17 protein-coding genes and 2 tRNA genes are annotated in these 21,182 nt (G+C 34.5%); 13 read left to right on the forward strand and 6 right to left on the reverse strand.

The features are described from left to right. The first annotated feature begins 219 nt into the window (after positions 1 to 219). From AC1RRN_RS16110 to AC1RRN_RS16160, 11 genes are all read left to right on the forward strand, one after another. Positions 220 to 1,908 carry an arylsulfatase gene (locus tag AC1RRN_RS16110; protein ID WP_492968278.1) on the forward strand — a complete coding sequence of 563 codons (1,689 nt, stop codon included), beginning with the start codon at positions 220 to 222 and terminating at the stop codon, positions 1,906 to 1,908. Positions 1,909 to 1,970: 62 nt separating this feature from the next. Beyond that, positions 1,971 to 2,987 carry an HAD family hydrolase gene (locus AC1RRN_RS16115; RefSeq protein WP_492968279.1) on the forward strand — a complete coding sequence of 339 codons (1,017 nt, stop codon included), beginning with the start codon at positions 1,971 to 1,973 and terminating at the stop codon, positions 2,985 to 2,987. A gap of 83 nt (positions 2,988 to 3,070) precedes the next feature. Continuing rightward, positions 3,071 to 4,693 carry an arylsulfatase gene (locus AC1RRN_RS16120; RefSeq protein WP_492968280.1) on the forward strand — a complete coding sequence of 541 codons (1,623 nt, stop codon included), beginning with the start codon at positions 3,071 to 3,073 and terminating at the stop codon, positions 4,691 to 4,693. 102 nt (positions 4,694 to 4,795) lie between these two features. Next, positions 4,796 to 5,617, forward strand: a complete 822-nt coding sequence (locus AC1RRN_RS16125) for a hypothetical protein (RefSeq protein WP_492968281.1) — start codon at positions 4,796 to 4,798, stop codon at positions 5,615 to 5,617. A 40-nt stretch (positions 5,618 to 5,657) separates the two neighbouring features. After that, positions 5,658 to 7,109: a DUF1254 domain-containing protein gene (locus AC1RRN_RS16130; protein WP_492968282.1), complete on the forward strand. Its 1,452-nt coding sequence runs from the start codon at positions 5,658 to 5,660 to the stop codon at positions 7,107 to 7,109. 31 nt (positions 7,110 to 7,140) lie between these two features. Next, a complete protein-coding gene (locus AC1RRN_RS16135; RefSeq protein ID WP_492968283.1) occupies positions 7,141 to 8,616 on the forward strand; it encodes a DUF1254 domain-containing protein in 1,476 nt (491 codons plus the stop codon). Positions 8,617 to 8,657: 41 nt separating this feature from the next. Continuing rightward, positions 8,658 to 10,058 carry a DUF2252 domain-containing protein gene (locus AC1RRN_RS16140; protein ID WP_492968284.1) on the forward strand — a complete coding sequence of 467 codons (1,401 nt, stop codon included), beginning with the start codon at positions 8,658 to 8,660 and terminating at the stop codon, positions 10,056 to 10,058. Between the two features lie 297 nt (positions 10,059 to 10,355). Next, positions 10,356 to 10,937 (forward strand): DUF4136 domain-containing protein, encoded by a 582-nt coding sequence (locus tag AC1RRN_RS16145; RefSeq protein ID WP_492968285.1) that lies wholly within the window; start codon positions 10,356 to 10,358, stop codon positions 10,935 to 10,937. A gap of 547 nt (positions 10,938 to 11,484) precedes the next feature. After that, positions 11,485 to 12,324: a helix-turn-helix domain-containing protein gene (locus AC1RRN_RS16150; protein ID WP_492968286.1), complete on the forward strand. Its 840-nt coding sequence runs from the start codon at positions 11,485 to 11,487 to the stop codon at positions 12,322 to 12,324. 58 nt (positions 12,325 to 12,382) lie between these two features. After that, complete coding sequence (locus AC1RRN_RS16155) at positions 12,383 to 13,348, forward strand: SphA family protein (RefSeq protein ID WP_492968287.1); 966 nt, start codon at positions 12,383 to 12,385, stop codon at positions 13,346 to 13,348. A 158-nt stretch (positions 13,349 to 13,506) separates the two neighbouring features. Further along, entirely contained in the window at positions 13,507 to 14,577 is a 1,071-nt protein-coding gene (locus AC1RRN_RS16160) for a BamA/TamA family outer membrane protein (RefSeq protein WP_492968288.1), read from the forward strand. A 67-nt stretch (positions 14,578 to 14,644) separates the two neighbouring features. On the opposite strand, the gene AC1RRN_RS16165 is transcribed toward AC1RRN_RS16160, so the two are convergent. Continuing rightward, the gene (locus AC1RRN_RS16165; RefSeq protein WP_492968289.1) at positions 14,645 to 15,517 is read right to left on the reverse strand and encodes a CPBP family intramembrane glutamic endopeptidase; all 873 of its coding nucleotides are present in this window, start codon (positions 15,515 to 15,517) and stop codon (positions 14,645 to 14,647) included. Between the two features lie 73 nt (positions 15,518 to 15,590). Continuing rightward, a complete protein-coding gene (locus AC1RRN_RS16170; RefSeq protein ID WP_492968290.1) occupies positions 15,591 to 16,388 on the reverse strand; it encodes a helix-turn-helix transcriptional regulator in 798 nt (265 codons plus the stop codon). A 277-nt stretch (positions 16,389 to 16,665) separates the two neighbouring features. Here AC1RRN_RS16170 and AC1RRN_RS16175 point away from each other — a divergent pair, with 277 nt between their 5' ends. Both AC1RRN_RS16175 and AC1RRN_RS16180 read left to right on the forward strand, forming a co-directional pair. Further along, a complete protein-coding gene (locus tag AC1RRN_RS16175) occupies positions 16,666 to 17,862 on the forward strand; it encodes a C1 family peptidase (protein WP_492968291.1) in 1,197 nt (398 codons plus the stop codon). A 236-nt stretch (positions 17,863 to 18,098) separates the two neighbouring features. Further along, positions 18,099 to 18,791: a hypothetical protein gene (locus AC1RRN_RS16180; protein WP_492968292.1), complete on the forward strand. Its 693-nt coding sequence runs from the start codon at positions 18,099 to 18,101 to the stop codon at positions 18,789 to 18,791. 275 nt (positions 18,792 to 19,066) lie between these two features. Here AC1RRN_RS16180 and AC1RRN_RS16185 read toward each other — a convergent pair whose 3' ends face one another. The 4 genes from AC1RRN_RS16185 to rseP form a co-directional block, all read right to left on the reverse strand. Further along, positions 19,067 to 19,348, reverse strand: a complete 282-nt coding sequence (locus tag AC1RRN_RS16185; RefSeq protein ID WP_492968293.1) for a GIY-YIG nuclease family protein — start codon at positions 19,346 to 19,348, stop codon at positions 19,067 to 19,069. 67 nt (positions 19,349 to 19,415) lie between these two features. Beyond that, positions 19,416 to 19,489: transfer RNA gene (locus AC1RRN_RS16190), tRNA-Asn, on the reverse strand. A 38-nt stretch (positions 19,490 to 19,527) separates the two neighbouring features. Continuing rightward, positions 19,528 to 19,601: transfer RNA gene (locus AC1RRN_RS16195), tRNA-Asn, on the reverse strand. A gap of 86 nt (positions 19,602 to 19,687) precedes the next feature. After that, positions 19,688 to 21,028: an RIP metalloprotease RseP gene (gene rseP, locus AC1RRN_RS16200; protein ID WP_492968294.1), complete on the reverse strand. Its 1,341-nt coding sequence runs from the start codon at positions 21,026 to 21,028 to the stop codon at positions 19,688 to 19,690. Positions 21,029 to 21,182: the final 154 nt, after the last annotated feature.

Raw genomic sequence — 21,182 nt, forward strand, 5'->3', positions numbered from 1 at the left:
TCTCTAATTTTGAAATACTTAATAAAAAGTTAAGAAAATTCCTGTTGCAAATTCACCCAAAATAATGATGTTTAAAATTTGAAACATCAAACTATAAATAGGACGAATCTTCTTCCTTAAAAATTTGAAAGTCTTTTTGATTTATATACAATGCCCTAACAATACAAAGAGTAATAACAAAAGAGTAATAACAAAAGAGTAATAACAAATTTTATCATCATGAAACAATTCAAATTTAAATGTGGATTTAAGAATGCACTGTTACTATTTGCATTACTGTGCTTTATGAGCACAGGACTAAATGCTCAAAACACAAAGAAACCCAACGTCCTTATTATTTGGGGAGATGACATTGGTATAAGCAATATTAGTGCTTACAGTGATGGAATAATGGGGTATACAACACCTAATATTGATAGAATTGCAAATGAAGGAATGCGATTTTTACAATACTATGGAGAACAAAGCTGTACTGCCGGACGCGCAGCATTATTAACAGGTCAACATGGTATTCGTACAGGACTTACAAAAGTAGGATTTCCAGGAGCGCCAATGGGAATGAGCCAATTGGATCCTTCAATCGGTGGTATTATGAAAAATCTTGGCTATGCTACCGGACAATTTGGTAAAAACCATGTTGGAGACCGTAACGAAAGTCTGCCTACCGTAAATGGTTTTGATGAATTTTATGGAAATCTTTATCATTTAAATGCTGAAGAAGAACCAGAATTGCCAGACTATCCTAAAGATCCTGCTTATCTAAAAAAATATGGCCCAAGAGGGGTTTTAAAATGTACTGCTACAAATGTTGATGATGGAAGCATTCCTGATCCACGTTTTGGAAAAGTGGGTAAACAAAGAATTGAAGATACAGGACCACTTACTAAAAAAAGAATGGAAACTGTTGATGATGAAACTTCAGCAGCAGCAATAGATTTTATTAAAAGACAACATGCTGCCGGAAAACCATTTTTTGTATGGTGGAATGGTACACGTATGCACTTACGTACACATGTAAGAGCAGAACATCGAGGTAAATATACACATGGAGACAGTGAATACATTGATGGAATGATTGAACATGATATTACAGTAGGAACATTATTAAAAGCACTTGATGATTTGGGTATTGCTGATAATACCATCGTTGTTTATTCTACAGATAATGGTCCACATATGAATACATGGCCAGATGGGGCAATGACGCCATTTCGTTCTGAGAAAAATACAAACTGGGAAGGAGCGTTTCGTGTTCCTTGTTTAGTTCGATGGCCAGGTGTAATTAAGCCAAATCAAATATCAAGTGAGTTAATGTCTCATAACGATTGGATGCCAACATTAGCATCAATAGCCGGAGAACCAGATTTAACCAAAAAATTGTTGACAGGTTATAATGCGAATGGTAAAAATTATAAAGTTCATCTGGATGGCTTTGATCAATCGGCGTTATTAAGAGGTACAGGACCAACTTTACGTGATAAATTCTTCTATTGTGATGATGACGGATTATTGGTTGGTATTCGTCAGGGGGATTATAAATATGTTTTTGCAGAACAACGAAAAGAAGGTACTATGGGTGTATGGGCTGAACCTTTTGTAGAACTGCGTTTGCAAAAAATATTCAATTTGTATCAGGATCCTTATGAAAGAGCCGATATAACTTCTAATACTTATTGGGATTGGGTTATTAACCATGTAGGATCAGCATATGGAATGATGCAGGAAGTTTTTGCTTTTGCAGATACATTTAAAGAATATCCTCCTCGTTCTTTCCCACCAAGTTTTAATCCAACATCTATACTTAAACAGACATTAAATGGTATTAAAGCGAAAACATTTATTGAAAAAACAATGATGCCTAAAGATGAAACACAAACACAAGATGAAAAAGCGGCAAAGAAAAAATAATTAATAATTAAAGGAACGGGATTCTTAAAAATCCTGTTTCTTTTTATTTAAAAAATATAATCATGTATAGAAAAATATATATAGTGCCCCTATTTTTACTTTTACTGATTTCATGTAAAAAAAATGAAACTTCTACAACAGTAAATCCTAAAGATAGTACAGCAGTTGTTGCAACCAGTGGTGATCCGTTGCCAAGTTGGAATGACGGAGCTTTAAAAAAAGACATTATTGCTTATGTTGAAAAAGTAACAAAAGAAGGAAGCCCGGATTTTATTCCGGTTGAAAACAGAATTGCCACTTTTGATAATGATGGAACGCTTTGGGCTGAAAAACCTTATGTTCAGGAATTGTTTGCCTTTTACAGAGTAAAAAAAATGGTCGAAGCCAATCCAGAATTAGCAAAAAAACAACCTTTTAAGGCCGTTGTCGAAAAAGACAAAACTTTTTTTGAAAAAGGAGGAGATAAAGCCCTTATAGAATTGGTTGCCGCAACTCACACGGGAATGACCGAAGATGAATTTGAAGCTTCTACAAAAGAGTTTTTTGCTGGTGCTCAATATCCTGGTAAAAATGTTCCACTAAAGCAAATCAGATACCAGCCTCAATTGGAGCTTTTGAATTATTTGCGTGCAAATGGTTTCAAAACTTTCATTGTTACCGGTGGAACGATCGAATTAGTACGAGCAATATCAGCTGATTTTTACGGAATTCCAAGAGAACAAGTTGTAGGAACTTCTTTTAAATACGCCTTTGACGACGCAACAAATAGTATTAAAAGAGAACCAGCTTTAGATCTTTTTGATGATAAGGCAGGAAAACCAGTTGGCATACAATTGCACATTGGCCAAAGACCCGTTTTTGCCTGCGGAAATGAAGGCGGAGCCGGCGATCTTGCTATGCTTAGATATTCTTCAGGAAGCAAATTTCCTTCTTTTCAAATGATCGTCAATCATAACGATTCTATTAGAGAATACAATTATCAGGAAAAGGATAATCTTTCCTTAAATACTGCAGCCAAATACAAATATCATGTAATCAGCATGAAAGACGATTGGAAAAAAATATTCCCAGACAAATAATTAATTAGAATTTGAAATAAAAATAGATTTTCTGCCCTAAAATTTTAGAAGTAATGATTGTATAATTTATTCCAAAATACCATATGAAAACAAATTTTAGATCAATCAAATCAGCCAGTCTCCTGAAGACTTTTGGCTTGTTTTTTTGCTTCTTTATAGCCAGTTTTGGTTATGCGCAAAAAAGCCCTAATATTATTATTTTATTATCAGATGATACCGGTTGGGGAGATTTAGGTCCTTATGGTGGTGGTGAAGCCAGAGGAGCCGCAACTCCAAATATCGATCGAATGGCAAATGAAGGAATGCAGTTTTGGTCCTTTTACGGACAGCCAAGTTGTACACCTGGAAGAGCAGCATTAATAACAGGAAGAATACCTAATCGAAGCGGGATGACAACTGTAGCTTTTCCTGGCGATGGCGGAGGTTTGCCAAAAGCCGAATGGACATTGGCTTCTTTATTAAAACGTAAAAATTACAATACCTTTTTTGCCGGAAAATGGCATCTCGGCGAGGAAGATTATTCTATGCCAATTGCACAAGGTTTTGATGTTATGAAAAATGTAACATTGTATCATTTAAATGCATATACGTATACTGATCCAGATTGGAATGCAGACATGCCAGATGATATTAGAGCAACATGGGTTAAAGGAACTAAAGGTGCTTTAGAAGGAGAGGCTGGAAAGCCATACAGAGAAGTTAGAAAAATAGATGGAAAAGTAATTCCATTTTTAGATCAATATACAGAAGAAGAATCTATAAAATGGCTTAAAGAAAATGCGAAAAAAGACAAGCCTTTTTTCATGGAAATTTCTTTTGCTAAAAATCACCAGCCTAATTTACCCCACCCGGACTATGCTGGGAAATCTGCTGGGAAAAATAAATACGCCGATTGTATTGTTGAACTAGACGCAAGAATTGGCCATATTATGGATGAGGTGCGCAATCTTGGAATTGCAGAGAATACTTTAATTATCTACACCGTCGATAATGGCACATGGCAAGACGTTTATCCTGATTGCGGTTATACTCCGTTTAGAGGAACAAAAGGTACAGATCGCGAAGGCGGTAGCCGTATTCCAACTTTGGCATGGTGGCCCGGAAAAATTAAACCCAATAGCAAAAATAGCGACATTTTAGGAACACTTGATTTTATGGCAACCTTTGCTGCGCTATCTGGACAAGAATTACCAACTGTAGATCGAGATGGAAAGCCAACAATTTTTGATAGTTATGATATGTCGCCGGTTTTATTTGGTACAGGAAAATCTAAGAGAACAATGTGGTTTTATTTTACAGAAGATGAATTATTGCCGGGAGCTGTGAGAGTTGGAAAATTCAAAGCAGTCTTTAATTTACGTGGCGATAACGGACAAGCTACAGGAGGTTTAGCGGTAGATTCTAATTTAGGCTGGAAAGGGGCGGCGAGTTATGTAGCAACTGTACCACAAATATTTGATTTATGGGCAGATCCGCAAGAGCGTTACGATTTATTCATGAACAACTTCACAGAGAAAACCTGGTTCTTGCCAACTATTCAGAATATTATTGGAGAATTTGCTAAAACCTATGAAAAATATCCACCTCATGTAGTACAAAGTAACCTATATCCTGGTCCAATTACTATTGATAATTATTTGAAGCTTAAAGAGGCACAAGAGAAATTAAAATCCATATCAACTGCTAAAAGAAGCGGTGGAGGGTGATAATCTTTGAATTTTATAAAAAAGAGGAACAACTTTTCAACTTATAAAAGTTGTTTCTTTTTTTGATTTTAGAATAAATTAAAAATCAAAAAAGAAAAAATCATGAAAGTATCTTCCACTTCAATTAAATTTTTATTTGTCACGCTTTTTTTTCTTTTAAATTTTGCAGCTTTTGCTCAAGAAGAACCAAAAGCTGGATCAAGTGCACAAGAACTCGCCGATAAATTGGCAAATCCAGTTGCGAGTCTAATTAGTGTCCCGCTGCAAAATAATCTTACTTACGGGATTGGTCCTTATAATGGTTCAAAATACCAAATAAATATACAACCTGTTATTCCTTTTAAATTAAGTGATAATCTAAATTTAATTACCCGTTATATTCTTCCTGTTGTAGATCAACAGGATGTTACTGGCGAAAACACACATGAGTTTGGTTTAAGTGACGCAACAATAACAGCTTTTTTTGCTCCTAAAACCAAAGGAATTATTTTAGGTGTCGGCCCTGCTTTTTTAGTGCCAACCGCCACAGAAAAATTTTTAGGTACAGAAAAATTCGGAATTGGACCAAGCGTTCTGGTAATGCATCAGGGAAAAGGACTTTCTATAGGTTTTTTAGCCAATCAAATTTGGTCTGTAGCAGGAAATGCTGAAAGAGCAGATTTCAATCAGTTTTACACTCAAATATTTCTAACGCATAGTTATAAAAGTGGCGCAAGTTTAGGTATTAGTTCAGAAATTACGCAAAACTGGCAGGGAAATACAACCCTAATTACACTAAGTCCAAATGTTGGTGCGATTACCAAATTAGGAGGTCAGACCATGCAATTTGCTGTTATGCCTTTAATACCAATTGTAGGCCATTCAGACATAAGACCAGATTGGGGATTAAGAGCGGTGGTATCTTTTATATTTCCAGGTTCGTAAAATTGTTTGGTTAGTTTCTTTCATCATTAAAAAACAAAACATGAAATCAAAAATTTTAGCCCTTTTAATAATCGGTTCTTTGGTAGCTTGTACTAAATCTACAACAAAAAATGAAACAGTAGAAGTTACAGATACAACGAAAGTAACAGCTTTTAAACCTGCCAATTTTGACGAACAAATAATATATAACCGTGCCATCGAAGCCGTTATTTGGGGAATGCCTGCTGTTAATTCGGAGTTGCTGCATGAAAGTCTGATAAAAGTAAAAGGAGATTATAATCAGATTATTTATTGGTCAGGATTAATCAGTTCCAAAAATCAGACGCTGACTCCAAATCCTGACGTAATTTATATCAATCCGCTTTATGATACCAGACAAGGGCCTGTCGTTTTAGAAATTCCGGCAGTTGAAGGAGTTTCTTCATTAACGGGAAGTTTAGACGATGGATGGCAGACAGCTATAGAAGATATTGGCCCTGCCGGAGTAGATAAAGGTAAGGGAGGAAAATACCTTATTTTGCCGCCAAATTACAAAGAAGCAATTCCATTAGGCTATATTCCAATGCCTTCTTCTACATATACAGGTTACGCTATTCTTCGATCCAATCTTACTGACGGAAGTCCAAACGACATTAAAAGAGCAGTCGATTATGGGAAAAAAGTAAAAATTTATCCGCTTTCTGAAGCCGATAATCCGCCGGAAACAACCTTTGTAGATTTGATCAATGTTTCATTTAGCAACACAATTCCGTACGACCTTCATTTCTTTGAAATTCTAAATCAATTTATTCAAAGAGAACCTTGGCTGACAAGAGATTTAGCAATGATCGATCAGTTAAAAACAATCGGAATCGAAAAAGGAAAAACTTTTCAGGCCGATACCAGAAAACAGGAAATCTTAAATGCAGCAATTAAAGATGCACATAGCTGGATTGATAGTAAGTATGAAAAAATCTTTACTCCTCCATTTTATGAAGGAACAAATTGGGCATTGCCTGCCTCGCAAGATGTAGTTAAAGCAATTATGTCAAATTATCTGGCTCCAAATATTTACCCAATTGACGAAAGAGCAATTAGTTATTCGATGGCTTATTTTAGTGCCAAAAAACTAGGAACGGGTCAATATTATTTAATGACTATTAAAGATAAAGATGGGCAGGAATTTGATGGTTCAAAATTGTACAAACTTCATTTGCCTGCAAAAGTTCCAGTAAAATTATATTGGTCTGTTACAGCATATGATCGTGAAACACATGCTCTTATTCAGGGAATGAAATATTCCAGCCGTGCTTCTACAACGCCGGGACTTCAAAAAAATAGTGATGGTTCTGTAGATATTTATTTTGGTGCCAAAGCTCCGGCAGGAAAAGAATCGAATTGGGTTCCGACAGATTCAAAAGGAAAATTTGAATTACTGGCTCGTTTCTATGGTCCGGAAAAAGAATTTTTTGAGAAAGCCTGGAAAATGGATGATGTTGAGGAAGTGAAATAAACAGACATTTCAAATTTAAAAATTTATAATTATGAAAAATAGTTATCTAATCGTTCTCGTTTTTACTTCTCTAATATTAAATTTTGGATGCAAAAAAGATGCGACAACTTCAGCAGAAAATACATCTTCGATTTCATCATCTGGAACTGAAATAAAAATGGATGGAGAATTGCCTTCAAAAGAGTCTATTCCGAAACTGTTTGACGAAATGGACTTTCAGCAGGCAACGCAATGTTATTTATGGGCATTGCCAATTGTAACTTTTGCCGAATGGCAGAATGTACATTATACACAATTTAAGGCTACTAGTAACGATCTTGTTTTTTATAACACATATAACGATCGATTAGGTATTCTTACTGCCAATGGAACAACACCTTATATAATGTCATTTATTGATTTGGCTAAAAATGGGCCTACAGTTCTTGAAATGCCTGCTGGACATACTGCTGGCGGGCTTGGAGATTTCTGGCAACGTGAGCAGGCAGTAATCGGTGAAATGGGGCCGGATAAAGGCAAAGGTGGAAAATATTTGTTAGTACCACCTACAATGAAAGATTTAAAACCAGCCGGATATTTTATCGTTCCTTGTAATACGATGAATATGTTTTTTGGAATCCGTTCATTGGATCCGGATCCAAAATCCACGGAAGATATTGTAAAAAAAGTCAAGATTTATCCCTACGCACAGCGTGCTAACCCTACGGCAACAAAAATAGTAAGTCCGCCGGCAGGGAAAAAATGGTTAGGAAATCAACCAACAGGAATTGCATACTGGGAACGACTTCATGCTATTTTACAAAGTGAGCCTGTTGAAGATCGTGATCGATTTTTTATGGCCTGGCTTAAAAATTTAGGTATCGAAAAAGGAAAACCTTTTGCTCCCGATGAACGGCAGAAGAAAATTTTAATTGCTGCTGCCGAAAAAGGACAGCAAATGGCGATGGCGAATTCGTTTAGTAAACGTTTTGCGGATGTAAAACATTGGCCAGATAAAAAATGGGATTATGTGATGATTATTACAAATCCATCACAGCGTGATCAAAATTATGACGAATTTTTTGAGCGCGCCTCTTATTTCTATGAGGCAACAGGATATTCTAAAGCGATGATTACCAAAACACCAAACGTTGGACAAGCGTATTTAGGATCATATTATGACAATGAGGGAAATTGGCTAGATGGAGGTAAAAATTATACGTTAAATGTTCCTGCAAATCCTCCAGCAGTTAATTTTTGGTCGATTACGGTTTATGATTCTGCTACACGTTGTTTAATTGATAATCCACAACAAAGCGGTGATTTATCTTCCCGTAAGGATTTGATAAAAAATACCGATGGTTCTGTTGATTTGTATTTCGGGCCAAAAGCTCCTGCAGGAAAAGAGAAAAATTGGGTGCAGACTTTACCAGGAAAACATTGGTTTACTTATATGCGTTTCTACGGACCAACAACCGCTTATTTTGACAAAAGCTGGAAAATGGATGATATCAAGGAAGTGAAATAGTAACTGTTTTAATATCTAATCTTTTTTCAAAAACATTTTTTATGACTGAGAAATTTGCAGATACAGACGAGAATTCATTTAATCCGGCAGCATCAAAAGCGGCACGGTTTGAAAAAGGGGTTGAGATTAGAAAGCTGGTGCCCCGCTCAAGTCATGCAGAATGGAATCCGTTGGAAAGTCGGGAAGATCCGGTAGAAATTCTGATTCGAACAAGTATCGGCAGAATGGAAAATCTAGTGCCAATACGGTACAGCCGAATGATGGAAAGTCCGTTTTCATTTTTTAGAGGTACCGCCGCAATTATGGCTGCAGATTTAGCAAAAACACCCAATACAGGAATTGAGATTCAGCTTTGCGGTGATTGCCATTTGATGAATTTTGGAGGATTTGCAACTCCCGAACGAAAATTAGTTTTTGATATAAATGATTTTGATGAAACTTTCCCAGGTCCTTGGGAATGGGATATTAAAAGATTAGCAACAAGTTTTGTAATTGCCGGAAGATGGAAAAAATTCTCGAATAAAATCTGTAAAGAATTTGCCTGGCATGTTGCCGACAGTTACAAAAGACATATGTTGGAATACAGTCAATTATCGGCACTACAAATTTGGTATGCTGATATTGATCTTGCGGAACTTATCGAAAGAGGAGATGATGAAGAACTAAAAGAATTTCAACAAAGAAGATTAAAAAAAGCATCAGAATTTACAGCTCACGAAAAAGAGTTTGCAAAAATGACTTATCTGGAAGGTACTCGTGCGCGAATAAAAGATGATCCACCTTTGATTTTTCATCCAACAGGAGATGAATGGAAACGACTGGAAAGTGAAGCTAAAACTATTCATAAAAGATATCTGGAAACACTATCTGACGAAAAAAAAGTATTACTGAGTCGATATGCTCTACATGATTTTGCCATAAAAGTGGTGGGTGTTGGAAGTGTAGGAACACTTTGCGGTATTAGTTTGTTGATGTCAGCTACAGGCGAACCTATTTTTTTACAGTTTAAAGAAGCCAGACAAAGTGTACTGGAACCTCATGTAAAAACAAAAGGCAAATATAGTCACCAGGGCGAGCGGATTGTCAGAGGGCAAAAGTTGATGCAGTCTGCTTCGGATATGTTTTTAGGATGGACAAATGATAGTGAAGATAAGTTTTTTTATATCCGTCAGCTTCGTGATGCTAAAGTAAAACCGGTTCTTGAAATTATGAAAGCCAAGAACATGGCAGATTATGCAAAAGCTTGTGGTTGGGCGCTGGCAAGATCGCATGCACGTACCGGAGATCCTTCAGTCTTATCAGGATACCTTGGAAAAGGAAATGAATTTGCCAATGCCATTGCAAAATTCTCTATTTCATATGCCAATCAGAATGATACGGATTACTATAAAATGCTGGAAGCAATTAAAGAAGGGAGGTTACCAATTTCAGACGAAGTATAATCTCAAAAGATGATAAAGGATAGTTATGTTGTTGTTCAGAAAAATAATGATATAGGCTTTAAGGTGCTTTAAATGAAAAAAAATTAGACACCTTTAAAATAAGTAAGAATTTTATCCATACTGCTATGTTAATTAAACAAAATGATTTATCTTTGAGTGTGTGGTAAGGAATTGTTATATAAGTAGTTGTGTTTATTTGACAATTGTTTAACATGATTTGCCCTTCATACTGGATTTGATCAGCATTTTAATAATTTCACATTAAACTAATTTAATCATTAATTTAAATACCACAAAATGAATATTAAAAGAAAGAATCTTCGTATAATTCCATTTTTCATATTGGGATTGATTTACAGCTGTTCTCCAACTGTAAAAGTGACTACTGATTATGACCATTCTGCTAATTTTGGCGAATATAGAACTTTCACTGTTTATGACTTAAAAGCACAGGAAGGTCAGGTAAATCAGCTTAATGTAGATCGTGTTGCGAAAGCTATTCGTGCCGAAATGACTGCAAAAGGCTTTACAGAATCATCTTCTAATCCGGATTTAAAAGTAAATGCGGTATCCATTCTAAAAAATAAAACACAAGTAACAGCCGATACTAATTTCTATGGTTATGGAGGTATGTACCGTCCGTACGGATATTGGGGTGGTGGCGCCATGATGGGCGGTGGCTCAACTACATTTAATTCTTATGATTATGTAGATGGTTCATTAATTATTGATATTGTATCTACCAAAAGCGGTAAGCTGGTTTGGCAAGGAATTGGGAACGCTCAAATTGATAGCAAACCTGATAATCCGGAAGAATTTATCAATGGTGCAATTAAAAAAATATTAGAAGGTTTCCCTCCGGGATTAGCCAAAAAATAAAAAATAGTTGACAAGTTTTATAGCTTATAAATTTAATGTATAAAGGTGTTTACTTATTTGTTTCGGCAAATAAGTATAGCCTTTTTAATGACTCCCCAAGTCTGTTCTTTTAGATTTTATTTAAAAGAAATACCTTTTAAAATTTAAGCCAGAAATTATGCTCGATATAGTACTTTCTCTTTTCTTTTTTATAGCTACGATAGTTGGTTTTGCGACGTCATTTATGGTCCTTTTTTCAAAGAAAAACTATTCAAAGAGTTTCTTTTTAGGGCTGTTTCTGTTTAGTCTCGCTGTTGTGAGCATTTATAATTTTTACTTATCGGCCAATACTTTTAAACCTTTTCCTGATCTGTTTATGATCACAAAATCCTTTATATTTTTAGTTGCTCCTTCCGCTTTTTTATATGTAAGAAGTGTTTTATTTTCAGATAAAATATTTAGAAAATACGATTGGTTGCATTTCTTACCTTTTATCTTTTATTTTAGTTTAACAATAATTGTATGGGTGGATAGATATGTTGATCTCCCAGTCATCAATTATCTTTCGATGAAAATAAAGAGTCCGTTTTCGATGCTGAGTCTAACGATTTGGCTGATGTATGCTTTTTGTCAGACTATGATGATTTTGAATTATGATTTGAAAAAATTCAAAGTAAATCACTTTAACAGAATAAAAGTTTTAAGCTGGATCCGCTTTTATAATTTGATGATTTTGTTTTTGTTTTCAACCCTTTTTGTACATTATTTTTTAGTGAATCGGGTTGATAGTATCGACTTCTCCTGTTATATCCTGATTTCTTCAGTGCTTGTTTTTACAGTAGGCTGGCTTTATTTTAAACCACAAATTTTCTATGATGCAAGTGAAATAGACAATGTAAATACCAGCAATGAAATAAATGAAAATTTTGACTTTGATCAGGAAAATAATCACTTGATAATCGTTTCAACAAATGAAACAAAAAATAATTTGCCGTTAGTAAAGGAATTAACATTAGAAAAAAAACAACAATATCTAGCCAAATTAGAAAGCATCTTTGCGTCAAAAGAGCTTTTTCTGAAGAAAGATTTAGTGATTCGGGATATTGCTGAAGAAACAGGAATATCAGTACATCATCTTTCTAATTTAATAAATTCTGAATTTAACCTCCATTTTCAGGATTATGTAAACCTGAAGAGAATTGAATATTTCAAAGATAAAATAAACGACCCTGAGTGGAAAGATTTATCTCTTGAAGGAATGGCATGGGGATCTGGTTTTAAATCAAGAACGACCTGTTTCAGAGCTTTCATCAAACATACCGGAAAATCACCTTCAGAATATTTCAAAGTAATTAGAATCAATCCTGAAAAAACAACTACTTATTATTTAAAGCAATCGTCAAACTGAAAAGTAAAAGTTTGTGAAAGATGTTTGTTAGGTCTTATTAATTTTTAAAGCAGAAATGATGAAAACGAAATTTATACAAAGACAAACAATAAAATCAATAATAACACTCTTATCCCTTTTAGCATCTTTTGCAGGACAGTCGCAACTTAAAGGCGGTCATATTCTTGGATCTTCCGGACTTCAGGCTGGAACTCAGGCACCAGAAAATGTTTTGAGTGTATATGTACCGGGTTATTTTTATGAAGCAGGTTCATTACGAAATGCTGATGGAGATAAAGCCATTGCGAACCCTGATATAAATATGTTTTTAACAGGAGTTGGAGCAAATTATGTAACCGATTTTAAGATTTTGGGTGCCAATTACGGAGCAACAATTTTGCTTGCTTTTGCCTCAAACACTATTCAGGGAAGTTATGTCGATTCAAAAAGTCCATTTGCTTTTACAGATATGCTTGTGCAGCCTGTTCAATTAGGATGGCATCATAAAAAAGCCGATTTTGTTTTTAGTTACCAGCTCTACCTTCCTACAGGCAGATATGAATTGGGTGCAAGTGATAATAGTGGCTTGGGAATGTTTATAAACGAATTTTCAGCTGGAACTACTTTATTCTTTAACGATAAAAAAACAGTTCATTTTTCAGCAGTAGCAGCTTATGAGTTAAATGGTAAAAAGAAAGATACCGATATAAAAACGGGTGATATTTTGAGTATTGAAGGAGGTTTGGGCAAAACGTTTTATATGATGAATGCAGAAAAAACCGCTCCAAAAGGAATTCTTAATGCAGGATTAATTTATTACCTGCAATATAAAGTTTCTAATGATAAAATACCTGTAGGAACTCTGGTGCTTGAACCAGACAAAGACAGGGTTGGAGCTTTAGGTGCTGAGGTAAATTATCTTCATCTTGGTTGTAAAACCTCGGCAGGTTTGCGTTGGGTTTCAGAACTTGGAGCCGTAAATCGTTTTCAGGGAAATACTTTTTTCCTGACACTGGCTCATATATTTAGCTTTAAAAAAGAATAGTTTAAAAAAAACGGAGTTACAATTTACAAGGAAAAACATCTGACAAAATGAAAAAAACGCACCTGTCTCATAGAAAATTTACTTGGAAAACGAGATTAACTTTGGTTTGCTTTCTCCTGTCATACACAGTTATGATCGGACAAAAAACAAACACAAATATGCGCTTCAAAGATTCTCTTGATGGCGCGATCGACTTAAGTAATTTTCTCATTTATGCAAATGGTTTTCTTGTAGTTCCTGCCATTATATCTGAACCGGCTTTAGGAGGATTTGGAGGCGCTTTAGCTCCAATTTTTCTTAAAAAACGAGCTCCTGTAATCGATGAAGACGGTAAAAAACGTTTTATAAATCCGGATATAACAGGAGGATTCGGAATGTACACCGCAAATGATAGCTGGATGGTCGGAGCATTTCGTTCTGCAACTTTGGTTAAACCAAAAATATTATATCGCATTGGAGCGGCTTATGGAGATATAAATCTGTCATTCTACGCTAATAATTTGCCTTCTGGAAACGACCAGGAATTTAAACTGAACTTTAGGTCTTCGGTTTTTTATACACAATGGTTAAAACAATTTAGAAATGCAAAATGGAGCGCAGGTCCCCAATATTTATTTTTAAATTCTAAAATCAATTTACCTGATTTTAATCTTCCTCCCCCATTTGTTAAGCCTGGTGATATCAAAAGTACGGTAAGTCAGCTTGGAGGAGCACTTCAATTTGACGGGCGTGACAATATATTTACGCCCGATAAAGGAATACGTCTTCAATCAGATTTCTTTTGGTCAGATAAAGCAATAGGTAGCGATTATAATGCCTGGCGTGTCAATTTATCGGCGATTGGCTATTATCCTATAACAGACAAATTAATTGGTGGTTTGAGGATTGAAGGAGAGCACGCGTTTGGAAATCCTCCTTTTTATTTAAAACCGGGAATTAATTTACGAGGAATTCCAACTGCTCGTTATATGGGAAACTCCAGTATTGTAAACGAAGTTGAATTACGCTGGGATTTGTACAAAAGATGGAGTCTAATGGGGTTTGGTGGTCTTGCAAGTGCTTTTGACGATTGGGACCAGGCTTTTGCCAAACCTGTTGTTTACAGTTACGGAACAGGTTTTCGGTATTTAATAGCCAGAAAATTTAAACTCCGAATGGGAGTAGATGTCGCAAAAGGAAATGAAGATTGGGCCTATTATATAGTTTTCGGAAGCAATTGGTTACGATAAATCTTTAGCAGAAATAAAAAAGAAAATCCCGATAAATAGTTATCGGGATTTTCTTTTTAAGTGATTTCTATTTTTTCTTCCAGTAAGGCAGAACTATTTTATTTTCTTTATGGCATAAAAACAGTAATATGCCTGATGCAATGGAACAAAATATGATGGCCTGAATACTTCCTTCCGGACCAAATTCGCCTCCGGTTATCCATGTTGAGCCTTCAATTTTGGAAACCAATAAACTATCTACTTTTTTATTTCCTGATGTTATTGCTCCAAAAATTCCGGATTGCATAAAGTTCCATGCAAAATGAATCGTTATCGGAAACCATAAATTTCTACTGTACATAAAAGCTGCACCTAATAAGACACCAGCTTCAATAGCAACACACAAAGCAGAAATTAATGTAGCACCCGGATTTGCCAAATGCAAAGCTCCAAAAATTACAGCCGAAATAAATAAAGCGATATAGCTTCCCAGTTTTTCTTCCATGATTCTGAAAAGAATACCACGAACTAAAATCTCTTCAATAATAGCGGCGGTAAAAGCCAAAGTAAGCGGAATGATAATAAACGAAACAGGATTTACAGAAAGAACAGTATAACCGTCATTTAGATAAATAACTAAAATGGTAAGCGATTGTAAAACCATTCCAATAAAAGTTCCAAGTATTAAATTTTTGGCAATTCCTTTTAAAGCGAATTCGGTTACCTGTCTTTTTTCGTAATATTTAAAGAAAACAATGTAGCTGGTTACAGCCAGAGCAGAAACAATTATTCCTTTAATGAGATTTCTGTAATTCTTATCAAGGGGCGTCATCAATAATAATTTTGCCGCAATTGCTTGTCCAATGTTTATTAAAGCAAGACAAACGATCAGCGCCAATATAATTTTGATTAACGGAAAATTAAATATTTTTTGTTTTGTGGTAAGAGTTTGAACTTCCATTTTGGTTTTAGGTATTTAAGTTGAAGCAAAGATAGATTGCATTAAAACCAAAAAATAGAATGAAATTTGCCTGTTACAATTTTTGAAATTGTTTTGGTAAAAATCCCGTTTGATTTTTAAATGTTCTTATAAAATGGCTTTGATCTGAAAATCCGCATTGAAAACTAATTTCTGTTAAATTACTTTTGTTGGATTCTATCAGCGAAAGCGAACGATTTATCTTGATTCTTCGCATGTATTCGCCCAAAGTACAGCCAAAATATTTAGGAAAATGTTTCGAGATCGTAATCGGATTTAAATTTAAAACCTGGGCTAAATCATGCAAATTTGGATTCTCATTCCAACAATCATTCAATAATTCATTTAAACTTTTTACCCAAAATGGGCTTTTTTCAAATCTTTCTAAATGAGCATTCGAATGGGTTAATTGTGCAAATAACATCGTAATGGTATCGCTGGAAAAAGTATCGGCAACAAGACATTCCTTAAAAATCTTCAAAATCAAAAATTTGGATAATGTTGAGTTTTGTACCGATTTCTCGATGATAGCTTCTGAAAGTTGAAGTTCTTTCAAAAGACTTTCTTCAATTTCAATATTAATGTTTTTAGACGGAAAAAGGGTTTCGTGATTCAGATGCATTTCATCACTATGATAAAATAAAAGTGAACCTGGCCCTAGAACTTCACTAAAGTTTTTCCGTTTTTCGGTAGTTCCGCCTTTTAGGAAAAGTGTTATATGCGCATTATTGTGTGAATGCCAGCCTTCATAAACTTTACTTTTATACTCCGTTTCAACAACTGCAATTCCTTGCTGATTGTTGAAAATATTTTTGGTGTTGCCTAAGTATTTTTCCTTTTGTAATTCGAACATTTCCAAGTTTATTGTGTGTCAAAACATGAACCAAAGTACCATTTAATTTATAAATACTAAAACAAAAACTATCTTATTATCCAATTGGCAAATTCTCTAATTAAACACATTTTCTAATTCATTTCTCTTTTACATATTTTGTAAGTTTTTATAGATTAATAAAAACATTGTGTAAAAATTAACGGCAAAGGTTTAGTTTTATTAGTTAATATTTAATTGATTTGTAACAAAAATTAATTAAAGGTTACTAATAAGTTAACTATTTAAATCATTGATTATGTATAAAATTACGATGAAATCAGTTTTTGTAGCATCAGCATTTTTGGTTGGTGTAAGCAGCTGTTTTGCACAAGACGTTTTAGTAAATTCATTAAAACTGAATGCGAGTGATAAAAGTAAAGAGAACTTTAAATTCACAGAGCAAATTAACCTTGGAACAACTTCGGTAAAATCGCAAGGATCTTCAGGAACGTGCTGGAGTTATTCTACAAACTCATTTTTAGAATCAGAAATGATTCGTTTAGGAAAACAACCTGTAGAATTATCTCAGATTTACTCAGCGAGAAATGTTTATGTGGAAAAAGGAATTAATTACGTGCGTATGCATGGCGCTGTTTCTTTAGGTGACGGAGGTGCGTTGCATGATGTAATCAATATGTATAAAAAATACGGAACTGTTCCAAGAGAAGTTTACACAGGATTAAACTACGGAACGGACAAAAATAAATTTGGAGAAATGGCAGCGCTTATCGAAGGCGTTTTGGCTGCTGTTGTTAAAAATCCAAATGGAGAATTAACTCCAAACTGGCAAAAAGCATATGCTGCAGTTATTGATACTTATTTAGGAAAAGTGCCGGATAACTTTACATACAAAGGAAAGAATTACACACCGCAATCTTTCGCAAAAGAAGTTGTTGGAATCAATCCTGATGATTATATCGAAATGTCATCGTTTACAACAGCTCCATATTACCAAAAAACACTTTTGGCAGTTCCAGACAACTGGTCATTTGATCAGGTTTACAACGTAAAAGTAAATGATATGACCGATGTTATTGACAATGCGTTGAAAAAAGGATATACAGTAGCGTGGGCAACTGACGTGAGCGAGAAAAGCTTTAGCTGGAAAAATGGTGTAGCATATGTTCCGACAAAGAAATTTGATGATATGACAGCTGAAGAAAAAGCAGACATGTTCAACGGACCAAAACCTGAGCCGGAAATCACTCCGGAAATGCGTCAGGCTGCATTCGATAATTATACAACAACAGATGACCACGGAATGCATATTATTGGCTTAGCCAAAGATCAAACCGGAAGAGAATATTACATTGTAAAAAATTCCTGGGGAGAAACAAACGACTACAAAGGTTTCTTGTTTGTAACCAAAAATTTCGTGAAATATAAAACAACTGCCCTAATGGTAAACAAAGGCGGAATTCCAACTGATATTGCTAAGAAATTAGGGGTTTAAGTTTTAAACTGTTTTTGAAAAATAGAAAAGCGCTGCAAGTAAAATTGCAAGCGCTTTTTTTGTTATAATTAATTTCTGTTCTTCTCTTTTTAAGCTTGTTCAATGTATTTTTATGCTTAAAAAACAGTACTTTAACGTTTTTTAAGGTTGTTCGCGGGTATAATAAAGTTAAAAAAGGAACTATAAGTACCTTTAAAGTAACATTTCAATAAACCCAACAAATTAATCTAATCATCATGAAAACTTATGCAGTAAATTTTACACTAATTGCATGTGTTTTTTCTTTTAATTGTTTTGCACAGCGTGCCAGTTCAAGCACTCCTGTCATTGCATCAATAGCAAACGCACATTCACAATCTGACAATAAACAAGATAACGATCTTGTTGTTGATTATTATCATGTAGAAGAAACCATTAATATGACTTTTGGAAGAAGAGTTACTAAATATGAGGTCTCAAAACTTGATATGGTAAATACGTACGATCTTGGTCCAAATAATACCAGAACTGTAACGCCAGTTTATAGAAAAGCCAAAGTAAAACCAACAGAAATTGCCATGCTGTCAAAAACGATTAATGATACAGTTTCGGCGTCTATTTCTCCGGTTAAAGTTGCCATGATTGCACCAACCCAAAAAGCGAAATATCTCACTGTAAATCGAACAAAAACATATATGCAGGTTGTAGACAAAGGTTATGCTTCGGCAGACATGCTTAAAAAAGTCGCAGATCAACATTATTTTGATGGCGAAATGAGCGCGGCAGCTAAAAATTACGCACAATTGCTTGAGATGGCGTCAGATTTAGAACCATCCTATTATTATAGATATGCCCAATCATTGAAAGAAATTGGCCAAACAGAAAAAGCCAATGAAATGATGGTGCTATTTGAAAGTAAAAATATGGTGAATAAAATTGCGAAAGAATAGTTCCACGTATTCTCAGAGCAAGAAAAAAGACTATCATGGAAGTGGTGGTCTTTTTTTTATGGGTTTTAATTATAGCTTATTAAAATAAATATATTGATTGATGTAAAATCTGTTTAGTTTAATGGAGTGAAGAATATAAACACAATTCATATTATTGTTTGGATGAAATGGACACAAAAAAAATACCACTTACATAATATGTAAGTGGTATTTAATAAGCTCCCCCTCTTGGGCTCGAACCAACCCCGATAGCTATCGGGGCTCTGATTAACAATTTATATATATTTATTTTTAAGCTTAAGAATAATTTCCGGATACTTAATTAAATTTTCAATATAAGCTTTGCTTTTCATTTTCTTAATATGTTTTTCAATGTTTAAAGCTTGAGTTTTGCTTTCACAGGATATTGTGAAAAATAATTTCCAATCATTAGTATTTGCGGTAAATTTATTTGATTCAGCATTTTTATGAAATTCTATCCTAGTATCGAAATCAGATGTATATCCAATGTAAAATCTGTTTAGTTTAATGGAGTGAAGAATATAAACACAATTCATATTATTGTTTGGATGAAATGGGCACAAAAAAAAATACCACTTACAGATGTAAGTGGTATTTAATAAGCTCCCCCTCTTGGGCTCGAACCAAGGACCCTCTGATTAACAGTCAGATGCTCTAACCAACTGAGCTAAGGAGGAATCACCTTAAAGGTAAATATGTTTGCTAAAAAAAGTTGCTCCCCCTCTTGGGCTCGAACCAAGGACCCTCTGATTAACAGTCAGATGCTCTAACCAACTGAGCTAAGGAGGAAGTTGTTGCTCTTTTTAGCGAGTGCAAATATAGTTGATTTTTTAATTTACCAAAAATATTTTAACTCTTTTTTCTTGATTTTTTTTCTACTTCATAATTGCCTTATAAATATCGTTTCCGTTTGCGAACAAAAGCAATGCTATAAGTAGTACGAAGCCAACCATTTGGGCGTTTTCAAGGAATTTATCACTCGGTTTTTTACCACTAATAATTTCGTATAATAAAAACATAACATGACCACCATCAAGGGCCGGAATTGGCAATAAATTCATAACTCCAAGCATAATTGACAATAAAGCCGTGATTGACCAGAACACTTCCCAGCTCCAAGAACTCGGAAAAATGTTAAAAATCGCCGCAAAACCACCTACTTGTTTGTATGCTTTCGTTTCCGGATTAAAAATCATTTTCAATTGTTTTCCGTAACCTACTAATTGGTTTTTTCCTTTTTCAAGTCCAACCGGAATAGATTCTGCAAAACTATATTCTTTGGTACTGATTTTATAGTAGCCTAATTTTTCTAATGCTTTAATATCTAAACCACCAGCAACTACTCCTAATTTTCCAGCAGCAGAAACCTTAACCGTAATGGGTGTTTCTTTTAAATCGCGTAATACAACAGCAGGAATTGTTTTTCCTTTATTGTTATCCAGGATAGCTTTTACCTGATCATAATACTTAGCTTGTTGTCCATTTAAGGAAACAAGTAAATCTTTTGGTTTTAAAGTAGTATTTACAGATTCTGCAGGAACATCTTTAATAGCAAAAGGAATACGCATTTCTACAAGAGAAGATTTTTCATGTTTTGAAAGTTGATCAACAAAATCTTTCGGCATTTTGATCGTTTGTTGTTGTCCGTTTCTTTCGATCAAAACTTCCTTAGCCATGATAACTTTCATGTTGGTATCATTATCAAAATTTTCTACTGCCTGTCCATCAATAGAGATGATTTTGTCACCTGTTTTAAATCCAATTTTTTGCATCACCGGATTTTCAATCCAAACACCATCTTTCAAATCGGCATTGGCCACATAAGTATCACCATATGCAAATGCCATTCCGATATAAATAATAAAAGCCAATATAAAGTTTACTGTAACACCACCTAACATAATGATCAAACGTTGCCAGGCCGGTTTAGAACGGAATTCCCACGGTTGAGGTGGTAATGCCATTTGTTCCTTGTCCATACTTTCGTCGATCATCCCTGAGATTTTTACATAACCTCCAAGTGGCAGCCAGCCAATACCGTAAACAGTTTCGCCAATTTGTTTTTTAAACAATGAATATTTAACATCAAAAAATAAGTAGAATTTTTCGACTCTGGTTTTAAATAATTTTGCAGGAATAAAATGTCCTAATTCGTGAAGAATAATAAGTAAAGATAAACTCAATAGAAATTGAGAGAGTTTGATAACTATATCCATTTTGTATTTTTAGTTCGTAATTTAACGCACAAAAGTAACGTTTCTATTTTAATTTGATAGTGCAATATAAGACATAAGGTTTTAAATGTTTGTTAATTAATAAACATTTAGATTTCTACTTTTAACAAGAAGCTTTAACTTTACTTTTTTAAAC

The sequence above is a fragment of the Flavobacterium sp. GW821-FHT11G01 genome (assembly GCF_058808175.1).